The organism is Cohnella sp. GCM10027633, from assembly GCF_042675445.1.
Lineage (GTDB): Bacteria > Bacillota > Bacilli > Paenibacillales > Paenibacillaceae > Cohnella.
Genome location: NZ_JBHTGV010000010.1, coordinates 19581 through 39330, shown reverse-complemented (window position 1 = coordinate 39330; position 19750 = coordinate 19581). Strand labels below are relative to the sequence as shown.

General features: G+C 59.0%; 21 protein-coding genes. 16 read left to right on the top strand and 5 right to left on the bottom strand.

Features of this window, described 5'->3' with window-relative positions; genetic code table 11:
* Window positions 1-12 precede the first annotated feature (12 nt).
* On the top strand, window positions 13-759 hold the full coding sequence (locus ACFQZG_RS19880) for a hypothetical protein (RefSeq protein ID WP_378155668.1): 747 nt from the start codon (window positions 13-15) through the stop codon (window positions 757-759).
* 61 nt (window positions 760-820) lie between these two features.
* On the opposite strand, the gene ACFQZG_RS19875 is transcribed toward ACFQZG_RS19880, so the two are convergent.
* The gene (locus ACFQZG_RS19875) at window positions 821-1036 is read right to left on the bottom strand and encodes a hypothetical protein (protein ID WP_378155666.1); all 216 of its coding nucleotides are present in this window, start codon (window positions 1034-1036) and stop codon (window positions 821-823) included.
* A 61-nt stretch (window positions 1037-1097) separates the two neighbouring features.
* On the opposite strand from ACFQZG_RS19875, the gene ACFQZG_RS19870 reads away from it, so the two are divergent.
* Window positions 1098-1589, top strand: a complete 492-nt coding sequence (locus tag ACFQZG_RS19870) for a hypothetical protein (protein ID WP_378155664.1) — start codon at window positions 1098-1100, stop codon at window positions 1587-1589.
* 26 nt (window positions 1590-1615) lie between these two features.
* On the opposite strand, the gene ACFQZG_RS19865 is transcribed toward ACFQZG_RS19870, so the two are convergent.
* Complete coding sequence (locus tag ACFQZG_RS19865) at window positions 1616-2437, bottom strand: hypothetical protein (RefSeq protein WP_378155662.1); 822 nt, start codon at window positions 2435-2437, stop codon at window positions 1616-1618.
* A 289-nt stretch (window positions 2438-2726) separates the two neighbouring features.
* Here ACFQZG_RS19865 and pyrH point away from each other — a divergent pair, with 289 nt between their 5' ends.
* Window positions 2727-3479, top strand: a complete 753-nt coding sequence (gene pyrH, locus ACFQZG_RS19860; RefSeq protein ID WP_378155660.1) for a UMP kinase — start codon at window positions 2727-2729, stop codon at window positions 3477-3479.
* On the opposite strand, the gene ACFQZG_RS19855 is transcribed toward pyrH, so the two are convergent.
* Complete coding sequence (locus tag ACFQZG_RS19855) at window positions 3476-4156, bottom strand: SOS response-associated peptidase (RefSeq protein WP_378155658.1); 681 nt, start codon at window positions 4154-4156, stop codon at window positions 3476-3478. The genes pyrH and ACFQZG_RS19855 overlap by 4 nt on opposite strands.
* Before the next feature lie 141 nt (window positions 4157-4297).
* Here ACFQZG_RS19855 and ACFQZG_RS19850 point away from each other — a divergent pair, with 141 nt between their 5' ends.
* The 8 genes from ACFQZG_RS19850 (at window position 4298) to ACFQZG_RS19815 (ending at window position 11990) form a co-directional block, all read left to right on the top strand.
* Window positions 4298-4960 (top strand): NAD-dependent epimerase/dehydratase family protein, encoded by a 663-nt coding sequence (locus tag ACFQZG_RS19850; protein WP_378155656.1) that lies wholly within the window; start codon window positions 4298-4300, stop codon window positions 4958-4960.
* A 20-nt stretch (window positions 4961-4980) separates the two neighbouring features.
* The gene (locus tag ACFQZG_RS19845) at window positions 4981-5829 is read left to right on the top strand and encodes an alpha/beta hydrolase (RefSeq protein WP_378155654.1); all 849 of its coding nucleotides are present in this window, start codon (window positions 4981-4983) and stop codon (window positions 5827-5829) included.
* Between the two features lie 147 nt (window positions 5830-5976).
* Window positions 5977-6639 carry a ribose-5-phosphate isomerase RpiA gene (gene rpiA, locus ACFQZG_RS19840; RefSeq protein ID WP_378155652.1) on the top strand — a complete coding sequence of 221 codons (663 nt, stop codon included), beginning with the start codon at window positions 5977-5979 and terminating at the stop codon, window positions 6637-6639.
* A 12-nt stretch (window positions 6640-6651) separates the two neighbouring features.
* Window positions 6652-7242: an AAA family ATPase gene (locus ACFQZG_RS19835; protein WP_378155651.1), complete on the top strand. Its 591-nt coding sequence runs from the start codon at window positions 6652-6654 to the stop codon at window positions 7240-7242.
* A gap of 90 nt (window positions 7243-7332) precedes the next feature.
* Window positions 7333-7761: a DUF1801 domain-containing protein gene (locus tag ACFQZG_RS19830; RefSeq protein ID WP_378155649.1), complete on the top strand. Its 429-nt coding sequence runs from the start codon at window positions 7333-7335 to the stop codon at window positions 7759-7761.
* Between the two features lie 153 nt (window positions 7762-7914).
* Entirely contained in the window at window positions 7915-8517 is a 603-nt protein-coding gene (locus ACFQZG_RS19825; RefSeq protein ID WP_378155647.1) for a TetR/AcrR family transcriptional regulator, read from the top strand.
* Between the two features lie 71 nt (window positions 8518-8588).
* Window positions 8589-10913: an MMPL family transporter gene (locus tag ACFQZG_RS19820; RefSeq protein WP_378155645.1), complete on the top strand. Its 2325-nt coding sequence runs from the start codon at window positions 8589-8591 to the stop codon at window positions 10911-10913.
* 132 nt (window positions 10914-11045) lie between these two features.
* On the top strand, window positions 11046-11990 hold the full coding sequence (locus ACFQZG_RS19815; protein WP_378155643.1) for an Rpn family recombination-promoting nuclease/putative transposase: 945 nt from the start codon (window positions 11046-11048) through the stop codon (window positions 11988-11990).
* 60 nt (window positions 11991-12050) lie between these two features.
* Here ACFQZG_RS19815 and ACFQZG_RS19810 read toward each other — a convergent pair whose 3' ends face one another.
* Window positions 12051-12458 carry a CBS domain-containing protein gene (locus ACFQZG_RS19810; RefSeq protein ID WP_378155641.1) on the bottom strand — a complete coding sequence of 136 codons (408 nt, stop codon included), beginning with the start codon at window positions 12456-12458 and terminating at the stop codon, window positions 12051-12053.
* A gap of 200 nt (window positions 12459-12658) precedes the next feature.
* On the opposite strand from ACFQZG_RS19810, the gene ACFQZG_RS19805 reads away from it, so the two are divergent.
* Complete coding sequence (locus ACFQZG_RS19805; protein WP_378155639.1) at window positions 12659-13465, top strand: sugar phosphate isomerase/epimerase family protein; 807 nt, start codon at window positions 12659-12661, stop codon at window positions 13463-13465.
* Here ACFQZG_RS19805 and ACFQZG_RS19800 read toward each other — a convergent pair.
* The gene (locus ACFQZG_RS19800; RefSeq protein ID WP_378155637.1) at window positions 13460-14359 is read right to left on the bottom strand and encodes a helix-turn-helix domain-containing protein; all 900 of its coding nucleotides are present in this window, start codon (window positions 14357-14359) and stop codon (window positions 13460-13462) included. The two genes, ACFQZG_RS19805 and ACFQZG_RS19800, sit on opposite strands and share 6 nt — an antisense overlap.
* 123 nt (window positions 14360-14482) lie before the next feature.
* On the opposite strand from ACFQZG_RS19800, the gene ACFQZG_RS19795 reads away from it, so the two are divergent.
* The 4 genes from ACFQZG_RS19795 to ACFQZG_RS19780 all read left to right on the top strand — a co-directional run bounded on the left by ACFQZG_RS19795 (window position 14483) and on the right by ACFQZG_RS19780 (window position 19545).
* The gene (locus tag ACFQZG_RS19795; RefSeq protein ID WP_378155635.1) at window positions 14483-15259 is read left to right on the top strand and encodes a phytanoyl-CoA dioxygenase family protein; all 777 of its coding nucleotides are present in this window, start codon (window positions 14483-14485) and stop codon (window positions 15257-15259) included.
* 173 nt (window positions 15260-15432) lie between these two features.
* Window positions 15433-16341: a YihY/virulence factor BrkB family protein gene (locus ACFQZG_RS19790; RefSeq protein ID WP_378155634.1), complete on the top strand. Its 909-nt coding sequence runs from the start codon at window positions 15433-15435 to the stop codon at window positions 16339-16341.
* 146 nt (window positions 16342-16487) lie between these two features.
* On the top strand, window positions 16488-18830 hold the full coding sequence (locus ACFQZG_RS19785) for a type IA DNA topoisomerase (RefSeq protein WP_378155632.1): 2343 nt from the start codon (window positions 16488-16490) through the stop codon (window positions 18828-18830).
* Window positions 18831-18954: 124 nt separating this feature from the next.
* Window positions 18955-19545, top strand: coding sequence for a Uma2 family endonuclease (locus ACFQZG_RS19780; protein WP_378155630.1), 591 nt, complete (start codon window positions 18955-18957; stop codon window positions 19543-19545).
* Window positions 19546-19750: the final 205 nt, after the last annotated feature.

Genomic DNA, 19750 nt, shown 5'->3' with positions numbered 1-19750 from the left:
GGAGCCAACGAAGTGAAGCTCAAGGTGATCGTTTTTATCGTATCTCTTATGATTGTAACAAGTTGCGGTTCAACGACTTCTAATTCAAGCGAACAATTATTGACTGCCCCCGCAATAGACAAAGAAATTTCAAATACGACAGAATCAGAAGATACAAAGATTTCCAGCTTCGTTAACGAGATATTTGTTGATGACAGTTACTCGGCAGATGTGATGGTAGTTGGGTTACCAAACGGAATTAGCGAGAAGGCCGAGCGATTGACGCAACAAATGCAAGAGAGTTTAGCCGAGCATATGGAATGGTACACGAATATGCTTGGAAATTTGAAAGAGGGTGAACCATTGCCCTATGATGAGAGGCTTGGGATAACCGAGGAAGAGTATTCGTTTTTTAAAAGCTTGAACGATTACATGAATATGATCAAGCAAAAAGAGGTTACGATCCAAATCGAGAAAGACCGAGGACAGGTTACGGTTACTAATGCCGAATCGCCGGTACTAAAGAAGTTTACTTTCAATAATACGAAGAATACGATCAGCACAGTACTTGGAGATCTCGAATACAGCAATGAAATCGTAGCTTCAGAAGATCAGAAAGTTACCGGCAGATGGAATGGATATAGTTGGAGATTGGAAGAACGGAATAATAAATTGCTTCAGATCTCTATCGGGCAATTGGAGGGCGAGGGTAAGGGAGTCATATATATCAAATTGCAAGAGATGGGCAAAGAGAGTATAGAAGAAATATTATATTTCTAAAAGAGGAGAGAGATCCCTGGTTAACTAGAGGATCTCTCTGTGTTGGCGCGCATACCGCATTCTACCGCTGCCGCACCATGAAAAACTCGCACTCCCGCCGCGCATGGTACGCGATCTCGCTGACGCTCGATTGCACGACGACGGTGTTGTCGTCGAATCGAAGCACGACGCCGCCGTTATCGATCATGTGGTCGTTCTTGAATACTCTTACGGAGGCGCGCAGCCGGGCCGCTTCTTCGAAATCGCCGTCCGTCTCCAAACGAATGCTTAAAGCCATCGGTTCGTCCACTCCTTCATGCCCCCTATCATAGCATAACGCAAAGGTCGAGGTGAGCCTCATGAAACGAAGACTGACTTCCCCGCGCACGGCGGAAAATTGCAAATCGTTCATTCGACAAAACGTCGATCGGTTCAGTTTGAATTTCGGCGTGCCCGCGATGACGGGATGGACGAAGCTAGGCTGGTTCTGCTTGTCCTACCGGGACGGCAAAACCAGGCGCCACCCGATATTCAACCGGGCGTTCGGCAGAATCTCCCGCAGGGGGGGACGGACGGTCGTTACGTATCGCACCTACAAAGGACTAACGGATCCGATCGGGTTCTTCTTCTTGTTGGCAATGGCTGCCTGCTTCATGATCGCCGTAGCCGGTCGAGAGAGCTTGGTCATCCCGCTGGCCGAGACGGCGGAAGCAATCATCGGCTTAGCGGTAATGATGGCGGGCGTCACATGGCTATCCACCATCGTTCGAGAAGACGGCCGGGAGAACGAGCGGGAGTTGATCGGATTCATCGAGCGCAACTTCGGACAACTGCCGCCGGATGACGTCTAATCCGCAAACCCTCTTCGGCCGTCCCCCTACTTCATCCCGATCTGCGCCTTCGTCTTGACGATGACGTCGGCGATCTTCTTCTCGGCGGCGAGCGCTTGCCGCTGCTTCTCCGCGATCTGCTTCGCGAGCGAGACGAGCGTCTCGAGCGCGTCCATGGCGCCTCGAACGTCCTGCTTCTTGATTGCATGCTTGAAGTTGGTCCAGACGGGCGACTGGCTCTTGCGAGGCAAGGCGGCGGCGCTCTTGTACGCCTTAATCTGCACCTTGATCGCGTCCGTCTCGCCGAGCGTCGCGCGCGCGGCTTTGACGGCCGCGGCAGCCGACGTCTTGGCCGCCTTCAGCGCCGCTTCCTTCGCGCGGATGTCTTCCCGCGCGAGCTGGGTCGCCATCTTCATCGCGTTCGCTTGAAGGTTAAGCGCCGCGTTCAAAGTCTTGCTCTTCAACGCCCGCGCGGCGGAGATCTGCTTGTTCAGCTTCGTATAATCGTCGAACAGCGGCTTGTACTTCGCCTTGATCCGGTCGACTTCGGCTTGAAGCTTGTCCAGCTTGGCGCGGTCGATGTCCCGTATCGCCTTGCGGAGCGCGATCGCCGCCTCTTCGTTGGCGTAATGCAGCGCCTTGATCTGCGCTTCGAGCTGCATGTCTTCGTTCAGCAGTGCCTGCAGCGAAGGATAAGACTGCTTCAACTTCGTCGCGGTCGTGCCGCCGGCCGCGGCGACGGTCTTGTCGAAGTCGGTCTTGATCGGGGCGGTAAGTTCGATCGCGGCGGCCAAGGCGGAGCCGGGCACGGCGATCGATACGGCGAGGACGAGAAGCAACGTCGCGGCGATACTGGACAGCTTAAACATGGATATCCCTCCGGATTGGAATTTATCGGACAACGCGCAACGAACAAAAAAGCACCCGCAAGAAAGGCGTATTTCGCCTTCTCTTACGGGTGCTTCCTTCGTAAGCGGTCCGAATTCAGTTGTGTGCGTTCACTATACCAAGGCTCCCGGCGAGGTGTCAAGCGAACAGCCGACGCGGATCTCCGATGCTTTTTGGGCGTTAGCCGGCCCCCTCCCCCCAAATCTTCCTACCTGTCCGAATCATATATTCATCGTTCAATTACATAGAGTAGATAGGGGAGGCGGGAAGATGCCGAAGTACAAGAGGGTGTTGATCAAGCTAAGCGGCGGGGCGATCGCGGGCAGCGGGGAGTTCGGCTTCGATCCGGCGAGATTGGAGCATATCGCGAGCGAGATTCTGTCCGTGGTCGATATGGGCGTCGAGGTGTCTCTCGTCGTCGGGGGCGGCAATATTTTTCGCGGGAGCATGGCTTCTACGTGGGGCATCGAACGGGCGGAAGCGGACAATATCGGCACGCTGGCGACGGTCATCAATAGTCTGATGCTCCGCGGCGTCCTGAAGGCGAAGACGGACAGAGAGGTGCGCGTCATGACTGCCTTGCCGGTCAGCGCCGTCGCCGAGCCATACATACGATTAAGAGCGGTTCACCATATGGAAAAAGGCTACATCGTCATCTTCGCGGGGGGCAACGGACAGCCGTTCGTTACGACGGACTACCCTTCCGTGCAGCGGGCTATCGAGGTAAGATGCGCCGCGCTGCTCGTGGCCAAGCAAGGAGTGGACGGCGTGCTGAGCGCCGATCCGAAGGTGGATCCGGGCGCGCGCAAGTTCAAGTCCATGCACTACAACGACGTGCTGCAGCGCAACTTGACGGTGATGGATCAATCCGCGTTCATCCTGGCGCGGGATTTCGGCTTGCCGATCCACGTGTTCAACTTCGACAAGCCGGGCGCGATGAGGGCGATCTGCGAGGGCGGCGATATAGGGACGCTCATTAGCGGCAAAGCCGCGCTGTCGCTCGACGAACCGACCGATGCTTAGAACAAAACCATCTGCTCCTCGATGCATTCGGGAACGTCGTTCTTGACGTTGCCGACGATCGGGGAGACGGGGTATGCCCGCATCGCGCCTGCATCGTAAGGCTGCAGCAAGCTCATCAGCCCCGCCGTGTCCGCGTTGCCGCGGTCGAGCCAGAACGCTTCGTCCTCGGGGCGCACGATGACGGGCATCCGGTCGTGAATGTCCGCCATGAGCTCGTTCGGCGTCGTGGTAATGATCGAGCAGGTGCTGATCCGGCGGCCTTCCGGCGACGTCCATGTATCGTACAAGGCGGCCATCGAGAAGATGCCGCCGTCCTTCATCGTAATCCGCATCGGTTGCTTCTTGTCCCCCGCTTGCTTCCACTCGTAGAAGCCGTCGGCGGGCACGAGCGCTCTTCGGCGCGCGACCAGCGTACGGAAAGAAGGCTTCTCCAGCAGCGTCTCCGCCCGCGCGTTAATCATCTTGGAGCCGACGCGGTCGTCGGACGCCCAAGAAGGGACGAGCCCCCAGCGCAGCTCTCCGAGCCGGTTCTTCTCCCCGTCGTTCACGACCGCGAGCACCTGCTGCATCGGCGCGACGTTGTAGCGGGGCGTATGGTGCCCGGTTATCGGCATGTCGACGAGATACCTCAGCATCAGTTCCTCGATGGATACCACGATCGTATAACGTCCGCACATGGAAACCCCTCCTTATGTTTCTCAGTATAAGCCTGTCCGGGCCGAAAATAAAAGCGGATGAAATTGTGGTATAATGGGCGGTAAACGCATTGTCGCGAATGAGCGGGAATGCATCGATTCGGACCGGAGAGGATGTCCCTCGTGACCATAAGAGCAATCGTAACGGGAGCGACCGGCATGGTCGGCGAAGGGGTGCTGCACGAATGCCTGCAGCATCCGGAAGTCGAGCAAGTACTCGTCATCGGCCGCAGGCCGTGCGGCGTATCGCACCCGAAGCTGAAGGAAATCGTGCATGGAGACTTCTACGACCTATCCGCGATCGAAGGGCAGCTTAGCGGATACGACGCCTGCTTCTTCTGCCTCGGCGTATCGTCGGTCGGCATGAAGGAAGCGGACTATCGCAGGGTGACGTACGATCTGACGATGCACGCGGCCGAGACTCTCTCCCGATTGAATCCGGGCATGACGTTCTGCTACGTGACGGGGGCGGGAACGGACAGCACCGAGCAAGGCCGCAGCATGTGGGCGAGGGTGAAGGGCAAGACGGAGAACGATCTGCTGAAGCTGCCGTTCAAGCGGGCGTTCATGTTCCGTCCCGGCTATATGCATCCGACCAAGGGATTGAAGAACGTGCCCAAGTACGCCGTTCTGATTACTTGGTTGTACCCGCTGCTTCGCCCGCTGTTCTCGAAGCATCTCCTCACGCTGAAGGAAGTCGGGCACGCGATGATCAACGCCTCGCTTAAGGGCGACGGTCCTACCGTACTCAATCCGCAGGACATACAACGATTAGCTCGTCAATAGTCGACCGTCGGAGGCCAACCATGTTCGAGAAGGCGTTACCCCCCATCGAGACTTACGAAGCGAGGGACGGAAGATCCCTCTGCTACCGCCATTACCGCGCGGATAGCGATAAGCTGGTCATCCTGCTGCACGGCATCTCGGAAGACGGACAGTACTTGCATCCGCTCGCCGAATTCATCGCCCGGAAGCGGCTGGCGCAAGTCGTCGTGCCCGATCTACGCGGGTACGGCCTGCATCCGATTCGCAGAGGCGACGTGGAATACGTCGGCCAGCACGATCACGATATCGAGGACTTGGCGAAGTGGCTGGAGCAACGCGAGCCGCGGGCGCGCAAGCTCATCTTGGCGGGGCACTCCGGCGGGGGAGGCAACGTCCTGCGTCTCGCCGTGCGGCCGATCTCGCGGCAGATTAGCGGATACTTGCTCTTGGCCCCGGCGATTCATCCGAAGGCGCCGATTAATCACGAGAAGGATCCGGGAAGCGCGATTCGGATCAACATGCCGCGCATCGCCACGCTGACGATGATCAACGCGATCGGCATCCGGACGTTCAATCGCCTTCCCGTCATGCACAACGACAAGGCGCCCGCGCGCAGGCATGGACGGGAGACGCTCGACCTCAGCTACAGGCTGCTGCTGTCGCGGTCGCCGAACGCCAAGTACGAACGCAACCTGAAGGCGATGACCCAGCCGACGCTCGTGCTCGTCGGGGAGAAGGAAGAAGTGTTCATTCCGGGGCAATACGCGCCGCTGTTCGCCGAACATAACTCGGCGAAGGTGCGGATGATATTGGACGCCGACCACGACGGTATCTTATCGAGCGACGGAGCCATGCGCGAAGTCGAGAAGTGGCTGTTGGAGCTGGCGTAGCGAATAGACGGGATTCAGGGAGAACCGCCGGAGACGATCGGCGGTTCTCTTTTTTGGGTCGCGCGCGACATAGACAGGTCAAAAACACCAAGCTATGATGGGGAAAGGGGAAGCGATGATCATGTTCACATGGAGGAGGAGAAACCTATGAACGCCAAAAAAGCAGCAGCCGAGCAAGCCGCGGAACGTATTCGTGAAGGCATGATCGTAGGGCTGGGCACGGGATCAACCGCCTACTGGGCCATACGCCGAATCGCCGAGCGTGTCGGAGAGGGTCTCGCGATCAGGGCGGTGTCGAGCTCCGCGCGAACGGAACAATTGGCCGGAGAGCTCGGCATCCCGCTCCTATCTCTAGCCGAGGTCGATGTCATCGACATCTATATCGACGGCGCGGACGAGGTCGACGGGGAGTTCAACTTGATCAAAGGCGGGGGCGGCGCGTTGCTGCGAGAGAAGATTCTCGCTTACAACAGTCAAGCGTTCGTCGTCATCGTCGATGAATCGAAGCTCGTCGCGACGCTGGGCAAGTTCCCGGTTCCCGTCGAAGTCGTTCCTTTTGCCGTCGAGCTTACCTTGAAGAACTTAGCGAAGCTACAGTGCGAGCCTTCCCTTCGGTTAGAGAATGGCGAGCCGTATATAACCGATAACGGGAATTACATTATCGACTGCTCGTTTCATGCCATTCCCGACCCGGCACGATTGAACGAACGCATCCGAAGCATTCCCGGAGTCGTCGAATCGGGGTTGTTCCCGGGGATGACGAAGTCGGTCATCGTCGGTAGAGAAGACGGGACGACGTATACGCCGTGAGAGGTGAGCCGCTTGATCATTTGGATTAACGGGGCTTTCGGCGCGGGCAAGACGACGACTGCTCACGAGCTGCACCGAAGGCTTCCCGGCTCGCATATCTACGACCCGGAGAATGTCGGGTATTTCGTGAGGAAGAACGCACCGAAGGGAATCGACGACGGGGATTTTCAGAACTTGCCGATCTGGCGGTCGTTCAACCGGGATATGCTGCGGATGATGGCGAACCAATATGCGGGGACGATCATCGTGCCGATGACGCTCGTGAACCCGCAGTATTTCGATGAGATCGTGGGCGGGCTAAGGGCGGGCGGGGTCGAGATCAAGCATTTTGCTTTGGCGGCTTCCCCGGAGACGTTGTTGAGACGATTAAGAACGAGGGGCGATGGGAGCAACTCGTGGCCCGCGCGGCAGATCGACCGTTGCGTGGAGAGTCTCTCGCACGAACGGTTCGAGCGGCATATTCGCACCGACGGACTAACCGTGGAGAGCATCGTCGAACTGATCGCGGAGGAAGCGGGAGTGAAGCTACTGCCCGACAGGAGAAGCACGCTGAGGAAGCGATGGGATCGGCTGATCGTCAAGCTGAAGCATATCCGGTTCTAGAGGACGGAGGAGTTGTACGGACGCATGGGAATCGACTGGATTGCGTAATCGAATTGATGTCTATTCTGTAGAAGTATGGGAGGACTAGCCATGTACGAGACCAAGACGAGAGAGACCGACAACAGCGTCATCGAATTCATCGAGAACTTCGCGGATACGGAGAAGAAGCGGGCGGACGCGTACTTGCTGCTCGATATTTTCGAGGAAACGACGGGTTACGTAGGGAAAATGTGGGGACCGAGCATCATCGGCTTCGGTTCGTATCACTATAAGTACGCGTCCGGACACGAAGGAGACGCCCCGCTCGCCGCCTTCTCGCCGAGAAAAGCGAAGATCAGCCTCTACTTCGAGCCGGAAGACCCGCAGCGCGAAGCGTTGCTGGCCAAGCTTGGCAAGCATACGACGGGCAAATCGTGCGTGTACATTAACAAAGTCTCGGACATTGACGTCGAGACGATGCGGGAGCTCATTCGAAGAACCGTGAAGCTCACGCAGGAGAAGTATCCGAGTCAGGGCTAGAGATTGACCGGACTATAGCGAAGACCCCTATCCTCGTCGATCGGATTGGGGTCTTGCTTTCCCATCCCAACCGTGCTAATATCTGTTTGAACGTTCATTCAAATGGAAAACAGAACCATTCCCTACACTCTTCTACGATGCAGAGGTGCGCCGATGACAGACGCCGACAAACGAGACAGAATCATTACGGCCGCTTACGAGGTATTGGCCAAACAAGGCTACGACCGGGCTTCGACGAAGGAAATCGCGGCGACGGCCGGCGTCGCGCAAGGGCTGATCAACTATTACTTCCAGAGCAAGGATCTGCTGTTCGCGGAAGTGTTCCGCCGGGAAGCCGAGCGATATTGCAACTCGATCGACAAGCTGCTGGACTTCGACCGGAAGGGGCCGCTGGACGTCGAAGCGATCTCCGGCCTGCTGGAAGTGCCGAAGCAGCGCGCGATCGAAGATCCGGAATGGTCTAAGCTGCGCTACGAGTTGTTCGCGATCGGCTTGCGCAACGACGCCGCGATGCCGATTCTCAGAGAGATGCTGCAATTGCAGGGCAACCACTTCCGCAAGACGATGGAGACATTGACCGGATTTCCCCCCGAAGTGGCTGGGCCGATATCCTCGGTGCTGCATGCGACGATCGAAGGACTCGCGTTGCAGCGAATCGCAGATCCGTCGTTCCATTACGACGAAGCTTACGCGATGCTGGCGAAGATGCTTGGGGCATTTTACTTGTCGTTGGTGAGCGAGAAGAGAGAGTCATAAGGAAAGGCCTCTCTTTTTTTTCAAATAGATTGTTTGATCGTTCAAACAAGCACTAAGGAGAGTGGAGAGAGATGCATCGTTTATTGTCAGGTTGGGGAAATCGGATTCATAAAGTCAGGTGGGCGGTCGTTACCGCGTGGATCGTCTGCTTGCTGCTCGGAGGCATCGCCTTCGGCAAGCTGACCCCGCTGCTGAGCGGCGGAGGCTGGGACGTGCCGGGCTCGCATTCGCTGGCCGCCGCGAAGCTGCTCGCGAGCGAATTCGAAGGGCGGTCGGAGAGCGCCATGACTCTCGTCGTCCGCGATTCGGAGCATGCGGTCGGCACGCCGGAATATAACGAGAAGCTGCGCCAGCTCGTGGACCGGCTGAAGACGGAAGAAGGCGTGGCCGGCGTGTTCAGCGTGCTGGATGCCTCCGAGGGCATCGGATCGGGGCTCGTCGGGCAAGATCCGAACATGAGCATCGCTCTCGTCGATATGAGCATGGACGCGGACTTCGTCATTAATAACGTGCCGGACTACCAAGAACGCGTCGTCCTGCAAGGCGAGAGTCTCGGACTCGAGAGTTATCTCGTCGGCGGCATCGCCTTCTGGGGCGAGAGCAGCGTGCAGAGCCAGGAAGGACTGGCGAAGGCGGAGATGATCGTCTTCCCGCTCATCATCCTTATTCTGCTGATCGTGTTCCGCTCGCTCGTCGCGACGATTACGCCGCTCATCGTGACGATCGCGTCCGTGCTCGTCGCGATGGGAATCGTCTACCTCGTCGCCAGGGAAGTGGAGCTGTCGGTATTCGTGACGAACTCGGCGATGATGCTTGGCCTGGGGGTCGGCATCGATTACTCGCTATTCATCGTAAGCCGGTTCAAGGCGGAGCTCGAAGCGGGCCGCACGAAGCAGGAAGCCATAGTCACCACACTTTCGACCGCGGGGCATACGGTGTTCTTCTCGGCGGTCACCGTCATCGCCGCGATGTCCGCGCTGTTCGTCGTCCCGCTCGCGGCGATCAAGGCGATCGCGTTCGGCGGCATCGTCGTCGTGTTTGTCGCCGGATTGGCAAGTTTGACGTTGTTGCCGGCGGTACTCGTCATCCTCGGCGCGCGAATCAACAAAGGCAAGCTGCCGTTCCTCGGCCGCGGACGCAAGACGGGCAAGGAAAGCGCATGGAGAAGATGGACGTTCGGCATTATGCGCCGTCCCGCGCTGTTCCTCGTGCTGGCGTTGGCGGCGCTCGTCGCGGCCGCTTCGCCGGCGCTCGATCTGAAGCTGGACTCGCCGGATATCCGGACGCTGCCGGCGGATACGGCGGTGCGGCAAGGCTCCGATCTGCTCGAGCAATCGTTCGGCATCGGCGCGGCCGGGCAGATCGGCATCGTGCTGCGTAACGAGACGGGCGAGCTGGCGACGCCGGATGCGCTCGCCAAGCTTGCGAAGCTTGAGTCCGACTTGCGGGCGCAAGAACACGTCATTAACGTGTCGTCGGTGCTGTCGTTCTTCCCGGGCATGGATGCCGCGACCGTCTCCGGCTTGCTGCAGAACGGCGGAGGAGCGCTGCCCGCGGACGTTAATCTGATGGCGAAGCGCTACGTCAGCAACGATCGGCATACGAGCTTGATCGAGGTGACGCTCGACCAGTACGGCTCGAGCGACGAGGCGAGAGCAGTCGTCGAACGGATTCGCGATTCGCTGCTGCCCGCCGCGGACTTGCCGGCCGGCACGGCGTTCAGCGTCGGCGGCGAGACGATTACGGGAATGGATACGTCCAAGGCGATCAACGACAGCTTGCTGCCGGCGCTCGGCGTCATGCTCGTCCTGATCTTCCTCATCCTCGTGCTGACGTTCCGCAGCATCCTGCTGCCGCTCAAGGCCATCGTGCTGAATCTGTTCTCCGTCGCGGCGACGTACGGCATTCTCGTGCTCGTGTTCGCGAACGGATACGGGGCGGAACTCTTCGGCGTCGAGGCGAACGGATACATTATCCACTTCGTGCCCGTGTTGCTGCTCGCGCTGCTGTTCGGTCTGAGCACCGACTACGAAGTGTTCCTCGTAAGCCGGATCAAGGAAGAATACGATCGCGCCGGCCGGCACGAGGAGAGCATCGCGGAAGGCATGGAGAAGACCGGCCCGCTCATTACGGGGGCGGCGGTGCTCATGGTCGCGGTGTTCGCCGGCTTCGCCTTCTCCGGCGTCGTGCCGATCGCGATGCTCGGCTTCGGCATGGCGGTCGCGATCGCGTTAGACGCGACGCTCATCCGGATGCTGCTCGTACCGGTGGCGATGAAGCTGCTCGGACGATACAACTGGTGGTTCCCGGGACGGAAGGCAGTACACGGATCGCCGCAAGAGCAAGTGCCAACCCGCCGCCAAGGGAAAGACGTCGCGGGCGCGCGGGAAAGATAACCCGCCCGATTGACATCGTAAGCGATCGGCGGTAAGGTTAGAAGTACCAGATCACGGACGCGAAGCACGCGCCGCTTGCTCTCTTCGGAGAGCGGGCGGCGTTTTTGCTTTTCGGGGGGAGGAGAGACAGTCTTGCACGAGACGAAGCGTTCAGGCGCGACGCCGCACGACGAGGCGTTCAAGAAGCTGTTGCAGACGTTTTTCGCGGAATTCATCGCTTTATTCTTTCCGGAGTTGGACCGGTTGCTCGATCATGGAGAGACGAGATTGCTCATGCAGGAGCTTCTTGTCGATATCGTCGGCGAAGAGGCAAGAACGGTCGATTTGCTGATCGAGACCAAGTACAGGATGACGGACGCGTACGTGCTCGTGCACTTGGAGCCGCAATCGTACCGGCAAGAAGATTTCGCCGAGAGAATGTTCACGTATTTCGGCAAGTTATTCGAGCGGCACCGCAAGGAACACCGGTTGATCATTCCGATCGCCGTCTTCACGACCGCGGACGGATGGGAAGGAGAGGACGAGTTCTCGATGTCGGTTCCAGGCATGGAGATCGTGCGGTTCCGCTACTACAAAGTCGCTCTGCGCAAGCAAGACTGGCGCGCCTTCATCGGCTCCGATAATCCGGTAGCCGCTGCGTTGTTGGCGAAGATGGGATATAATAAGAGAGACAGACGCGAGCTCCGAAGCGCTTACTTAAGCATGCTGCTAAGCATGCGGGGACGGCTGGACAACGCGCGAATGGCGCTTATCATGTCCGTCGCCGATATGTACTACAAACCGAACCAGGAAGAGGATGAGTCCATCCTGCGAGAATTGCTCGCGAACGAATCCGATAAGGAGGAGATCGTCATGGAATTAATGCCGGCTTGGAAAAGATGGGGCTACGAGGAAGGCATCGAGGAAGGCATCGAGAAAGGCATCGAGAAAGGCATCGAGAAAGGCATCGAGAAAGGCCGGGAAGAGGCCAAGCGGGAAGTCGCCCTTCGCATGCTTGGCAAGGGAGCCAGGCCCGCGGACGTCGCGGACGTCCTTGATGTTTCCGTCGAAGAAGTCATGAAGTGGCACCGCGCCTAGCGCCGCAACAAGATAACGGGCTCGCGTTCGATCTCCCGATCGTCGCGAACCCGTTGTCTTTCAGTCCGTAATATTCCGCGTATAATACGCGATAATGTCCTTGCGCCGAATAATGCCGATGAATACGCCGCTATCGTCGACTACCGGAACGAAGTTCTGATCGGCCGCGAGCGTCAGCATGTCGTCCAAATCCGCTTCCAGCCGAACGCATTCGTGATGAATGCGTTTTTTGATTTGCGTTACCGGCACCGTGTCGAGATTATCGAACGTAAGGCCGGACGTGCTCTTCAGCTTCCACAGTAGATCGCCTTCGGATAACGTCCCGATATATTTGCCCGTCTGATCGTCGATGATCGGAATAGCCGAGTAGTGGCATCGCTCCAGGTGCGCAACCGCCTCGCGCATCGTAGCGCTCGACGTGAGATACGCCACTTGATGCTTGGGCAGCAGAAAATGCTCAATTCGCATAACGATCCCTCCACATACGTAAGAAGTTACATAGTTAATTAAACCACATTTAACGTGTCCAATGAAACATTTAACATCATTTACCTAAGTTTGATGCGATTGGTTCGATATGGCCGCTTGCGGACAAATGTGCTATTCGCAGGCTTCATTAACGGTTATGATGGCGATAGCAGGAACTTAAGCGATGGGGGACGACGATAATGGAATTGAAATTGTTCAAGGCGCTGTGGGGATTGGAAGGGACGCTGGAGGAGCAATTCGCCAGAGCGTCGGCCGCGGGTTACGCGGGCATCGAGGGAGCGCCTCCGGGCGCGGACCAACGGGAGCGGTTCATGACGCTTCTGGAGCAGTACCGAATGGAATACATCGCCCAAGTGTTCTCGGGCGGCGACGATCACATCGCCAGCTTCCGCGAGCAGGTCGCGTATGCGGCCAGCTTCAAGCCGATCATGATCAACGCGCATAGCGCGCGCGATTGCATGACGGACGACGAGCAGGACCGGTTCTACTCGGCGGCGCTGGAAGTCGAGCATCAAATCGGGCTTCCGATCGGCCACGAGACGCACCGTCAACGCGCGATGTTCACGCCGTGGACGACCGCGCGGCTGCTGCGGAAGTTCCCCGAGCTGCGCGTCACCGCGGACTTCAGCCACTGGGTGAACGTGTGCGAATCGCACTTGGAGGATCAGGCGGACAATCTTGCGATCGCGATGGAGCGGACGATTCATATTCACGGACGCGTCGGCTATCCCGAGGGGCCGCAAGTGCCGCATCCCGCGGCGCCGGAATACCGGACGGAGCTGGAGCTGTTCACGGGCTGGTGGCGCAGCATTCTCGAGCGTCGCGCGGAGCAAGGCGCCACCTCGGCCACGTTCACCGCGGAGTTCGGCCCTCCGGGTTATCTGCACACGATTCCTTACACGAACGTGCCCGTCGCGGACTTGTGGCAAGTGAACCAATGGATAACCGACTATGTGTCGGAGCGATTTAAGGAATGGAAGCTATAACGAATCGGAATCGGATGGACGCCTACGATAGTCTTTGGGCGTCCTTCCTTTTATTTTGCGGAACGTCCTGTTGAAGAAGCTGATATCGTCGAACCCGGTCTCCAGCGCGATCGCGACGACCTTGTCGTCCGTCGTCTCCAGCAATCGGCAGGCGTGCCGGATCTGGACCGATTGCTTATACTCGAGCATGCTCATTCCCGTCGCGTCCTTGAACTTGGCGGTGAAGGAAGACACGCTCATCCCGCATAGCTTGCTCAGTTGCTCGAGCGAGAACGACCGCGTGTAGTTGGTCTCGATCAGATGGCGGATCGACTCGATCCTCTCCCGGTCCGACAGCTCCGGCCGGTTGCCGGACGTTCCGTCGCGGTGGAAGCGGCTGAGCATGATCAGACACTCGATCCAGCGGTTCTTGACCAGAAGCGGGTAACCGGCCTGACGCTCGGCGAGCTCGGTTTCCATTCTCTTCAAGCTGTCCAGCAGCAACCCGCTCTGAAGCTCGTCCAGCCGGATGAAGGGGACGAACGACGCGCTCGCCCGATGGAACGGAGCCAAGTAGAAGAAGTCGACGAATCCGGGCAACCGGAGCAACGTCTCGATCTCCCGCTGCAGGAACGCCGTGTCGAACAACACGTTGTAGACGATCGTGTCTTCATGGGGAGACGCCTCGTACCGGTGGCTGGCATGGGGCTCGAGGATGAACACGTCTCCGGGACGCAGGGCGTAGCGATGGTCCGCCATCTCGTGCGTCGCGCTTCCGCTTACGACGTAGACGAGCTCGTAGAAGTCGTGGGCATGCGAAGGAATTTCCGTTCCTTTGCGGATATTGTACCTCTGGACGACGAAGGGGAATTCGCCGTCGGGCATATAATCCTGCTTGCGCAATAGCTGTTCCATCCGTCCGTCGCTCCTCGTCTGGCAGATCCACCAATAACGTTCATCGATCCTCCAAGAGGAGCATCGCCTGTCGCTAGTATTATTAACGCATAAGCAAGGCGATTACGCGAGGGGGAATGCGAGATGGTGGACAACAAGATGAAGATTGAACAGGGCAAGATCGATTATTATCGGGAAAATGGTTTCGTGCAGCTGGACGGCGTACTGAGCGAGGAGGAAGTCGAGGAGCTTCGCGGATATTTGGAAGAAGCGATGCGCGAGACCGCGGGCAAATCCGCCAACAACTCGCCGTCGGACGGCCTGTACTACAAGGTGCTGAACCAGAAGGTCAATACGTGGAGAGACCACGGCGGCATGGCCCGGTTCGTCCTGTCGCGCCGGTTCGCCGACATCGGCAAGCAATTGACGGGGTTCGAGGGCATCCGCCTGTTCCACGATCACGCGCTGCTGAAGATGGCGGGCGATTCGAAGCCGACGCCTTGGCATCAAGATACGCCGTATTGGCCGATGAACGAGCCGGGCGCATTCTCGATCTGGATCGCGCTCGACGACGTCGACGAGAACAACGGCTGCATGATGTTCGTGCCGAAGTCGCAGCGCATCCGCAATCTGAAGAGCATCGATCTGGTCGATCCTCAGGATATTTTCGCGGACGCCGCGGATGCGGACCGGAACACGGCGGCGATCGTGCGCATGAAGGCGGGCAGCTGCACGTTCCATAACGGGCTTACGTTCCATTACGCCCATGCGAACAAGTCGGATAAGCCGCGCCGCGCGCTGGCGATCGTCTTCATGGCGGACGGCACGACGTACAGCGGCGCGGGGCATCTGTGCACGGACGGCCTCGGGCTCGCGACCGGCGACAAGCTGGCGGGCGGGCTCTTCCCGAAGCTGGCGTAAGGAGGCGACCGTCTTAGCCGTGTAGCGCGTTCCTCGCAGTCGGAACGCCTCCGTCCGACGGACCGCCGTCGGCCGGGGGCGCTTGCTGCGCTTTTTATTGTCGTTCGGCTATCATCCTTACCTCCGGCGGGTAATGAGTCGTAATCCCATTACCGCATGGAAGGTGATTCCCTATGTCCGCCATTCGAACCGGCGCAACCGCGCCGAACGAACTGCCCCGCCGTCCCGCCGATGCCGCCGTAGCCGCCGAAGCCCGGAAGCTCGCCAACCGGAGCTTCATACGCAAGCTGTGGGCGCGGTATCGCGACGACGACGTCACCGCGCTCGCAGCCCAACTCGCCTATTCGTTCATGTTGGCGTTGTTTCCGTTCCTGCTGTTCGTCGCCAACGTCGCCGGCTTCTTCTATCACGAGAAGGATGGCGCGATCCGCGAAATCGTCCGTTATCTGCCGACGGAGTCCGCGGATACGGTAGTGACGATCGTGAACGAGACGTCCGCCGGCCGTAGCGGATTCTTGCTTGTTTTCGGGATGCTCGCCGCGTTATGGGCCGCGTCGGGCGGCGTGAACGCGTTCATTAAAGGAATGAACAAGGCATACGACGTACGGGAAACCCGCGTCTGGTGGAAAGTACGCGGGCTGTCGCTGCTCGCGACGCTGTTCCTCGCGGCGACGATCTTTATCGTGTTTGCCTTGCTCGTGTTCGGCGATCAGATCGGAGAATACGCGTTCAAGCATTATCCGGCGTTAGAACCGTTCGAGACGTTATGGACCGTCGTCCGGTTCGTCTTGCCGGTCGCCGCGGTGTTCGGCGCGATCGCGCTGCTGTTCAACCGGATGCCGAACCGACTCCTCGGTTGGCGCGAAGTATGGCCAGGCGCGGCGTTCACGACGGTCTCCTGGATCGGAGCTTCCGCGTTATTCTCCGTCTACGTCGACCATTTCGGCAACTACTCCAACACCTACGGAAGCCTCGGAGCGGCTATCATCTTGCTGACTTGGTTGTACTACAGCGCGATCGTTCTGTTGCTGGGCGGGGAAATCAACGCGACGATTCACGCGGATCGTCATTCTGTAGATTGAGGAGCTTGGCGGCGTATGGATAGCGCGTTGCGCGTTGCCGTGGTATGATCACAAGTATAGGATAATGTGGCGAAGAACGCCCCCGGCCGACGGCCTACTGTCAGCCGGGGGTTCGTTGTTTGCGCATACGAGGAGCGATTCCGACGTTGAAGACGCTGATTATCGCGGAGAAGCCGGACATGGGCCGCAACATCGCCGCCGTCATCGAGCCGAAAGCGCAGAATAGGCGCTCTTATCTAGAGGGCGACAAGTTTATTATTACGTGGGCGATCGGCCATCTCATCGGGCTGGCCGAGCCGGACTTATACGACGAGAAGTACAAGAAGTGGCGCTTCGGCGATCTTCCGATCATACCGGACGCGTTCAAGCTGCTGCCGAATCCGCGCACGAAGGATCAACTCGAGGTGATCAAGGAGCTGGCGACTCGAGCGGACGCGCTCGTGAACGCGTGCGATGCGGGGCGGGAGGGGCAGCATATTTTCTCGCTCATCGTCAGGCATCTCGGGCTACGTCAGCCGGTGAAACGGCTGTGGATCTCGGACTTGACGGCGGAGACGATCCGCCGCGGGTTCGACGAGCTGAAGGACAACGCGGAGTACTTGAACTTGACGCAGGCGGCGCGGGCGCGCAGCGAGGCGGATTGGCTCATCGGCATGAACGGCTCGCGCGCGTTCACGACGAAGCATAACGAGCTGCTGTCCGTCGGCCGCGTGCAGACGCCGGTGCTCGCGCTCATCTACGACCGGCAGAAGCAGATCGAAGCGTTCGACTCGCTGAAGTTCTACGACATCACCGGCATGTTCGCGCAGGCGCCGACCGTCTACCGAGGCATCTGGCAGGGCGAACGGATTACCGACGAGGAGAAGGCGAACGCGATCGCCGCCAAGGTGAAAGGTAAGCCGGGCACGATCGCGAGCTACGACGTCAAGGATACGAAGGAATACCCGTTCAAGCTGTACGACCTCACGCTTCTGCAGCGCGAGGCGAACGGCAAGTTCGGATTCTCGGCGAAAAAGACGCTCGACGTCGCGCAGGCGCTGTACGAGAAGCACAAGGTCATCTCTTACCCGCGGACGAACTCCAACTACGTGAACGAGCAGAACGTTCCGGAGATGCATCGCGTTCTCGATTCGATGCGGAGCTCGCCGGACTACGGGGAATTCGTGCAAGGCGCGAACAAGCGGCTCGTCCATACGGGTAACAAGGCGGTGTGCAATCCGACGAAGGTCGAGGATCACCACGCGATCATGCCGACGCTTAAGAAGCCGCAGGGGCTCGCGCCCGACGAGAAGAAGCTGTACGATCTCGTCGTCAAGCGGTTCCTGTCGCACTTCTATCCGGCTGCGGAGTATAAGGTTCACACGGTGCTCACCGAGGTGGAGGAAGAGAGCTTCAAGACGACGGTGAAGCAGCTGCTGTCCTTGGGCTGGAAGGTCATCTACGCCGGCGATCAGGAGAAGAGCAAGAAGGATAGCGGGAAAAAAGAAGGCAAGGACGACGGCGGCGGATCGGGCGGCGCGCAGGAGGACGAGGCGGAGGAGACCGATGCTCCGTTCGAGTTGAACGCGTCGTTGCCCGTGCGCTGCGAGGACGCCGAGGTGAAGGCGAAGGAGACGCAACCGCCGAAGCACTATACCGAAGGCACGCTATTGAAGGCGATGGAGAGCGCGGGCAAGCAGATCGAGGACGACGAGCTGCGCGACGCGATGAAGGATTCGGGGCTCGGCACGCCGGCGACGCGCGCGGCGACGATCGAGCGGCTGAAGCAGGTCGGCTACGTCGACATGCAGGGCAAGCGGATCATGCTGACGCAGAAGGGACGCATCGCCGTCGAGCTCATTCGCGGCGCGGGCGTCGAGCTGCTCACGTCGCCGGAGATGACCGGCCAATGGGAGCGTCGGTTGAACGAGATCTCGCGCGGGCAAGCGTCCGCCGACACGTTCATGGAGAACGTGAAGAAGTTCACGCGCTTAATCATTGCCAAGGTTAACGATCAGCGGCCGGCGCAGAAGAACGCGTTCGCTTCCGCGGAGCCGGCGGGCGGGAGCAAGGGCGGCAAGCGCGCCGCGGGAGGCGCGAAGGCATCGGGCGAGCGTGCGGCCGGCGCGGGCGAGGGCGCAGGCAAGCGGTCTCCGCGCGCTACGGCGGCGAAGAGCGCGGGGGGCGGCACAAGGGGCGGTTCGGCAACCGCCACTGCCGCTCCGGCCGCGCCTGGCGTCGTCGCCGCGTGCCCGCGGCCGGGCTGCGGCGGCCATCTGTTCATGGGCCGCAAAGGCTACGGCTGCAGCAACTACCGCACCGGCTGCGGCTTCGTCATCTGGAAGGAAAGCTTAGGCCGTTCGCTGACCGACGCGATGGTGAAGAGCCTCGCCGAGAAGGGCAAGACGGCGAAGCTCAAGTTCGGCGGCAAGGACGGCGAGGAGGCTTACGAGGCGCGGATCGCGCTCGTTAATCCCGCGACCGGGGAGTTGGCGTTGGAGCGGGGGTAGAGAGCTTCGGATTGACGTATCTTCAAGTTATGAGATAATGGAAACAAATAGTAACGGGAAGCGCCCTTCAGCCGAACACGACGTGTTGGATTGAAGGGTGTTTGCGTTAGGGAGGAAGAGACGGATGACGGACGATCGCAAGCGGAAGGAAGATCGGGTACGCGAGCAGCCGGTGACGTACGAGGCGTACGCAAGCTTACCGGACGACGGAAGGCGGTACGAGGTGCTGGATGGGGCATTGGAAGCAATGTCGCCGTCGCCTACGGCGAACCATCAATCGGTAAGTATGGATCTGGTTCTGCGCCTGCAACGATGCAAGTCGGATTATTTTATTTTAGCCGCGCCGCTGGACGTTATTTTGAGCCGCACGAACGTGCTTCAGCCTGATCTACTCCTTATTCATCGCAGCCGGGCGGACATCGTAACGAAGCGTGGAGTGGAAGGGGCGCCGGATCTGGTCGTAGAGATACTGTCCCCTAGTTCGAGGGCGCGGGATAAAGTACGGAAGATGAAGATCTACGCGAAGCACGGCGTTCCCGAATACTGGGTCATCGAGATCGATTCCCGGACGTTGGAGCGTTACGTTCTGGCCGCGACCGGATACTACGAGCTGACCGAGTTGTTCGAATCCGGGGATACGGTGTCGTCGGACAAGCTGCCCTGCGCTTCGTTCCCGTTGGACGACTTGTTCGGCGATCTCCTTCCGCTCGCCTAGTCCCGCCAGAGCGCCGGATATGCTTGCCAAACGGATCGCTTCGGGTTACCTTATAGAAAGTTGAATCGCTAAATACGAAACGGGTGCTCGATGAAGTCGGGCTGAGATTGCGGCCGCATGCCGCTGACCGTCGATCTGATCTGGGTAATGCCAGCGTAGAGACGTTTTTCGTCGCGCATCCTAACGATGCCGTGCGCTAGCCTGC

Coding starts and splice junctions, on each gene's coding strand:
- ACFQZG_RS19855 (WP_378155658.1), bottom strand. CDS start 4,156: ATGTGCGGACGTTATACGATCGTGGTATCCATCGAGGAACTGATGCTG.
- ACFQZG_RS19825 (WP_378155647.1), top strand. CDS start 7,915: ATGACAGACGCCGACAAACGAGACAGAATCATTACGGCCGCTTACGAG.
- ACFQZG_RS19820 (WP_378155645.1), top strand. CDS start 8,589: ATGCATCGTTTATTGTCAGGTTGGGGAAATCGGATTCATAAAGTCAGG.
- ACFQZG_RS19870 (WP_378155664.1), top strand. CDS start 1,098: ATGAAACGAAGACTGACTTCCCCGCGCACGGCGGAAAATTGCAAATCG.
- ACFQZG_RS19800 (WP_378155637.1), bottom strand. CDS start 14,359: ATGGAACAGCTATTGCGCAAGCAGGATTATATGCCCGACGGCGAATTC.
- rpiA (WP_378155652.1), top strand. CDS start 5,977: ATGAACGCCAAAAAAGCAGCAGCCGAGCAAGCCGCGGAACGTATTCGT.
- ACFQZG_RS19875 (WP_378155666.1), bottom strand. CDS start 1,036: ATGGCTTTAAGCATTCGTTTGGAGACGGACGGCGATTTCGAAGAAGCG.
- ACFQZG_RS19845 (WP_378155654.1), top strand. CDS start 4,981: ATGTTCGAGAAGGCGTTACCCCCCATCGAGACTTACGAAGCGAGGGAC.
- ACFQZG_RS19790 (WP_378155634.1), top strand. CDS start 15,433: ATGTCCGCCATTCGAACCGGCGCAACCGCGCCGAACGAACTGCCCCGC.
- pyrH (WP_378155660.1), top strand. CDS start 2,727: ATGCCGAAGTACAAGAGGGTGTTGATCAAGCTAAGCGGCGGGGCGATC.
- ACFQZG_RS19805 (WP_378155639.1), top strand. CDS start 12,659: ATGGAATTGAAATTGTTCAAGGCGCTGTGGGGATTGGAAGGGACGCTG.
- ACFQZG_RS19830 (WP_378155649.1), top strand. CDS start 7,333: ATGTACGAGACCAAGACGAGAGAGACCGACAACAGCGTCATCGAATTC.
- ACFQZG_RS19810 (WP_378155641.1), bottom strand. CDS start 12,458: ATGCGAATTGAGCATTTTCTGCTGCCCAAGCATCAAGTGGCGTATCTC.
- ACFQZG_RS19795 (WP_378155635.1), top strand. CDS start 14,483: ATGGTGGACAACAAGATGAAGATTGAACAGGGCAAGATCGATTATTAT.
- ACFQZG_RS19865 (WP_378155662.1), bottom strand. CDS start 2,437: ATGTTTAAGCTGTCCAGTATCGCCGCGACGTTGCTTCTCGTCCTCGCC.
- ACFQZG_RS19780 (WP_378155630.1), top strand. CDS start 18,955: ATGACGGACGATCGCAAGCGGAAGGAAGATCGGGTACGCGAGCAGCCG.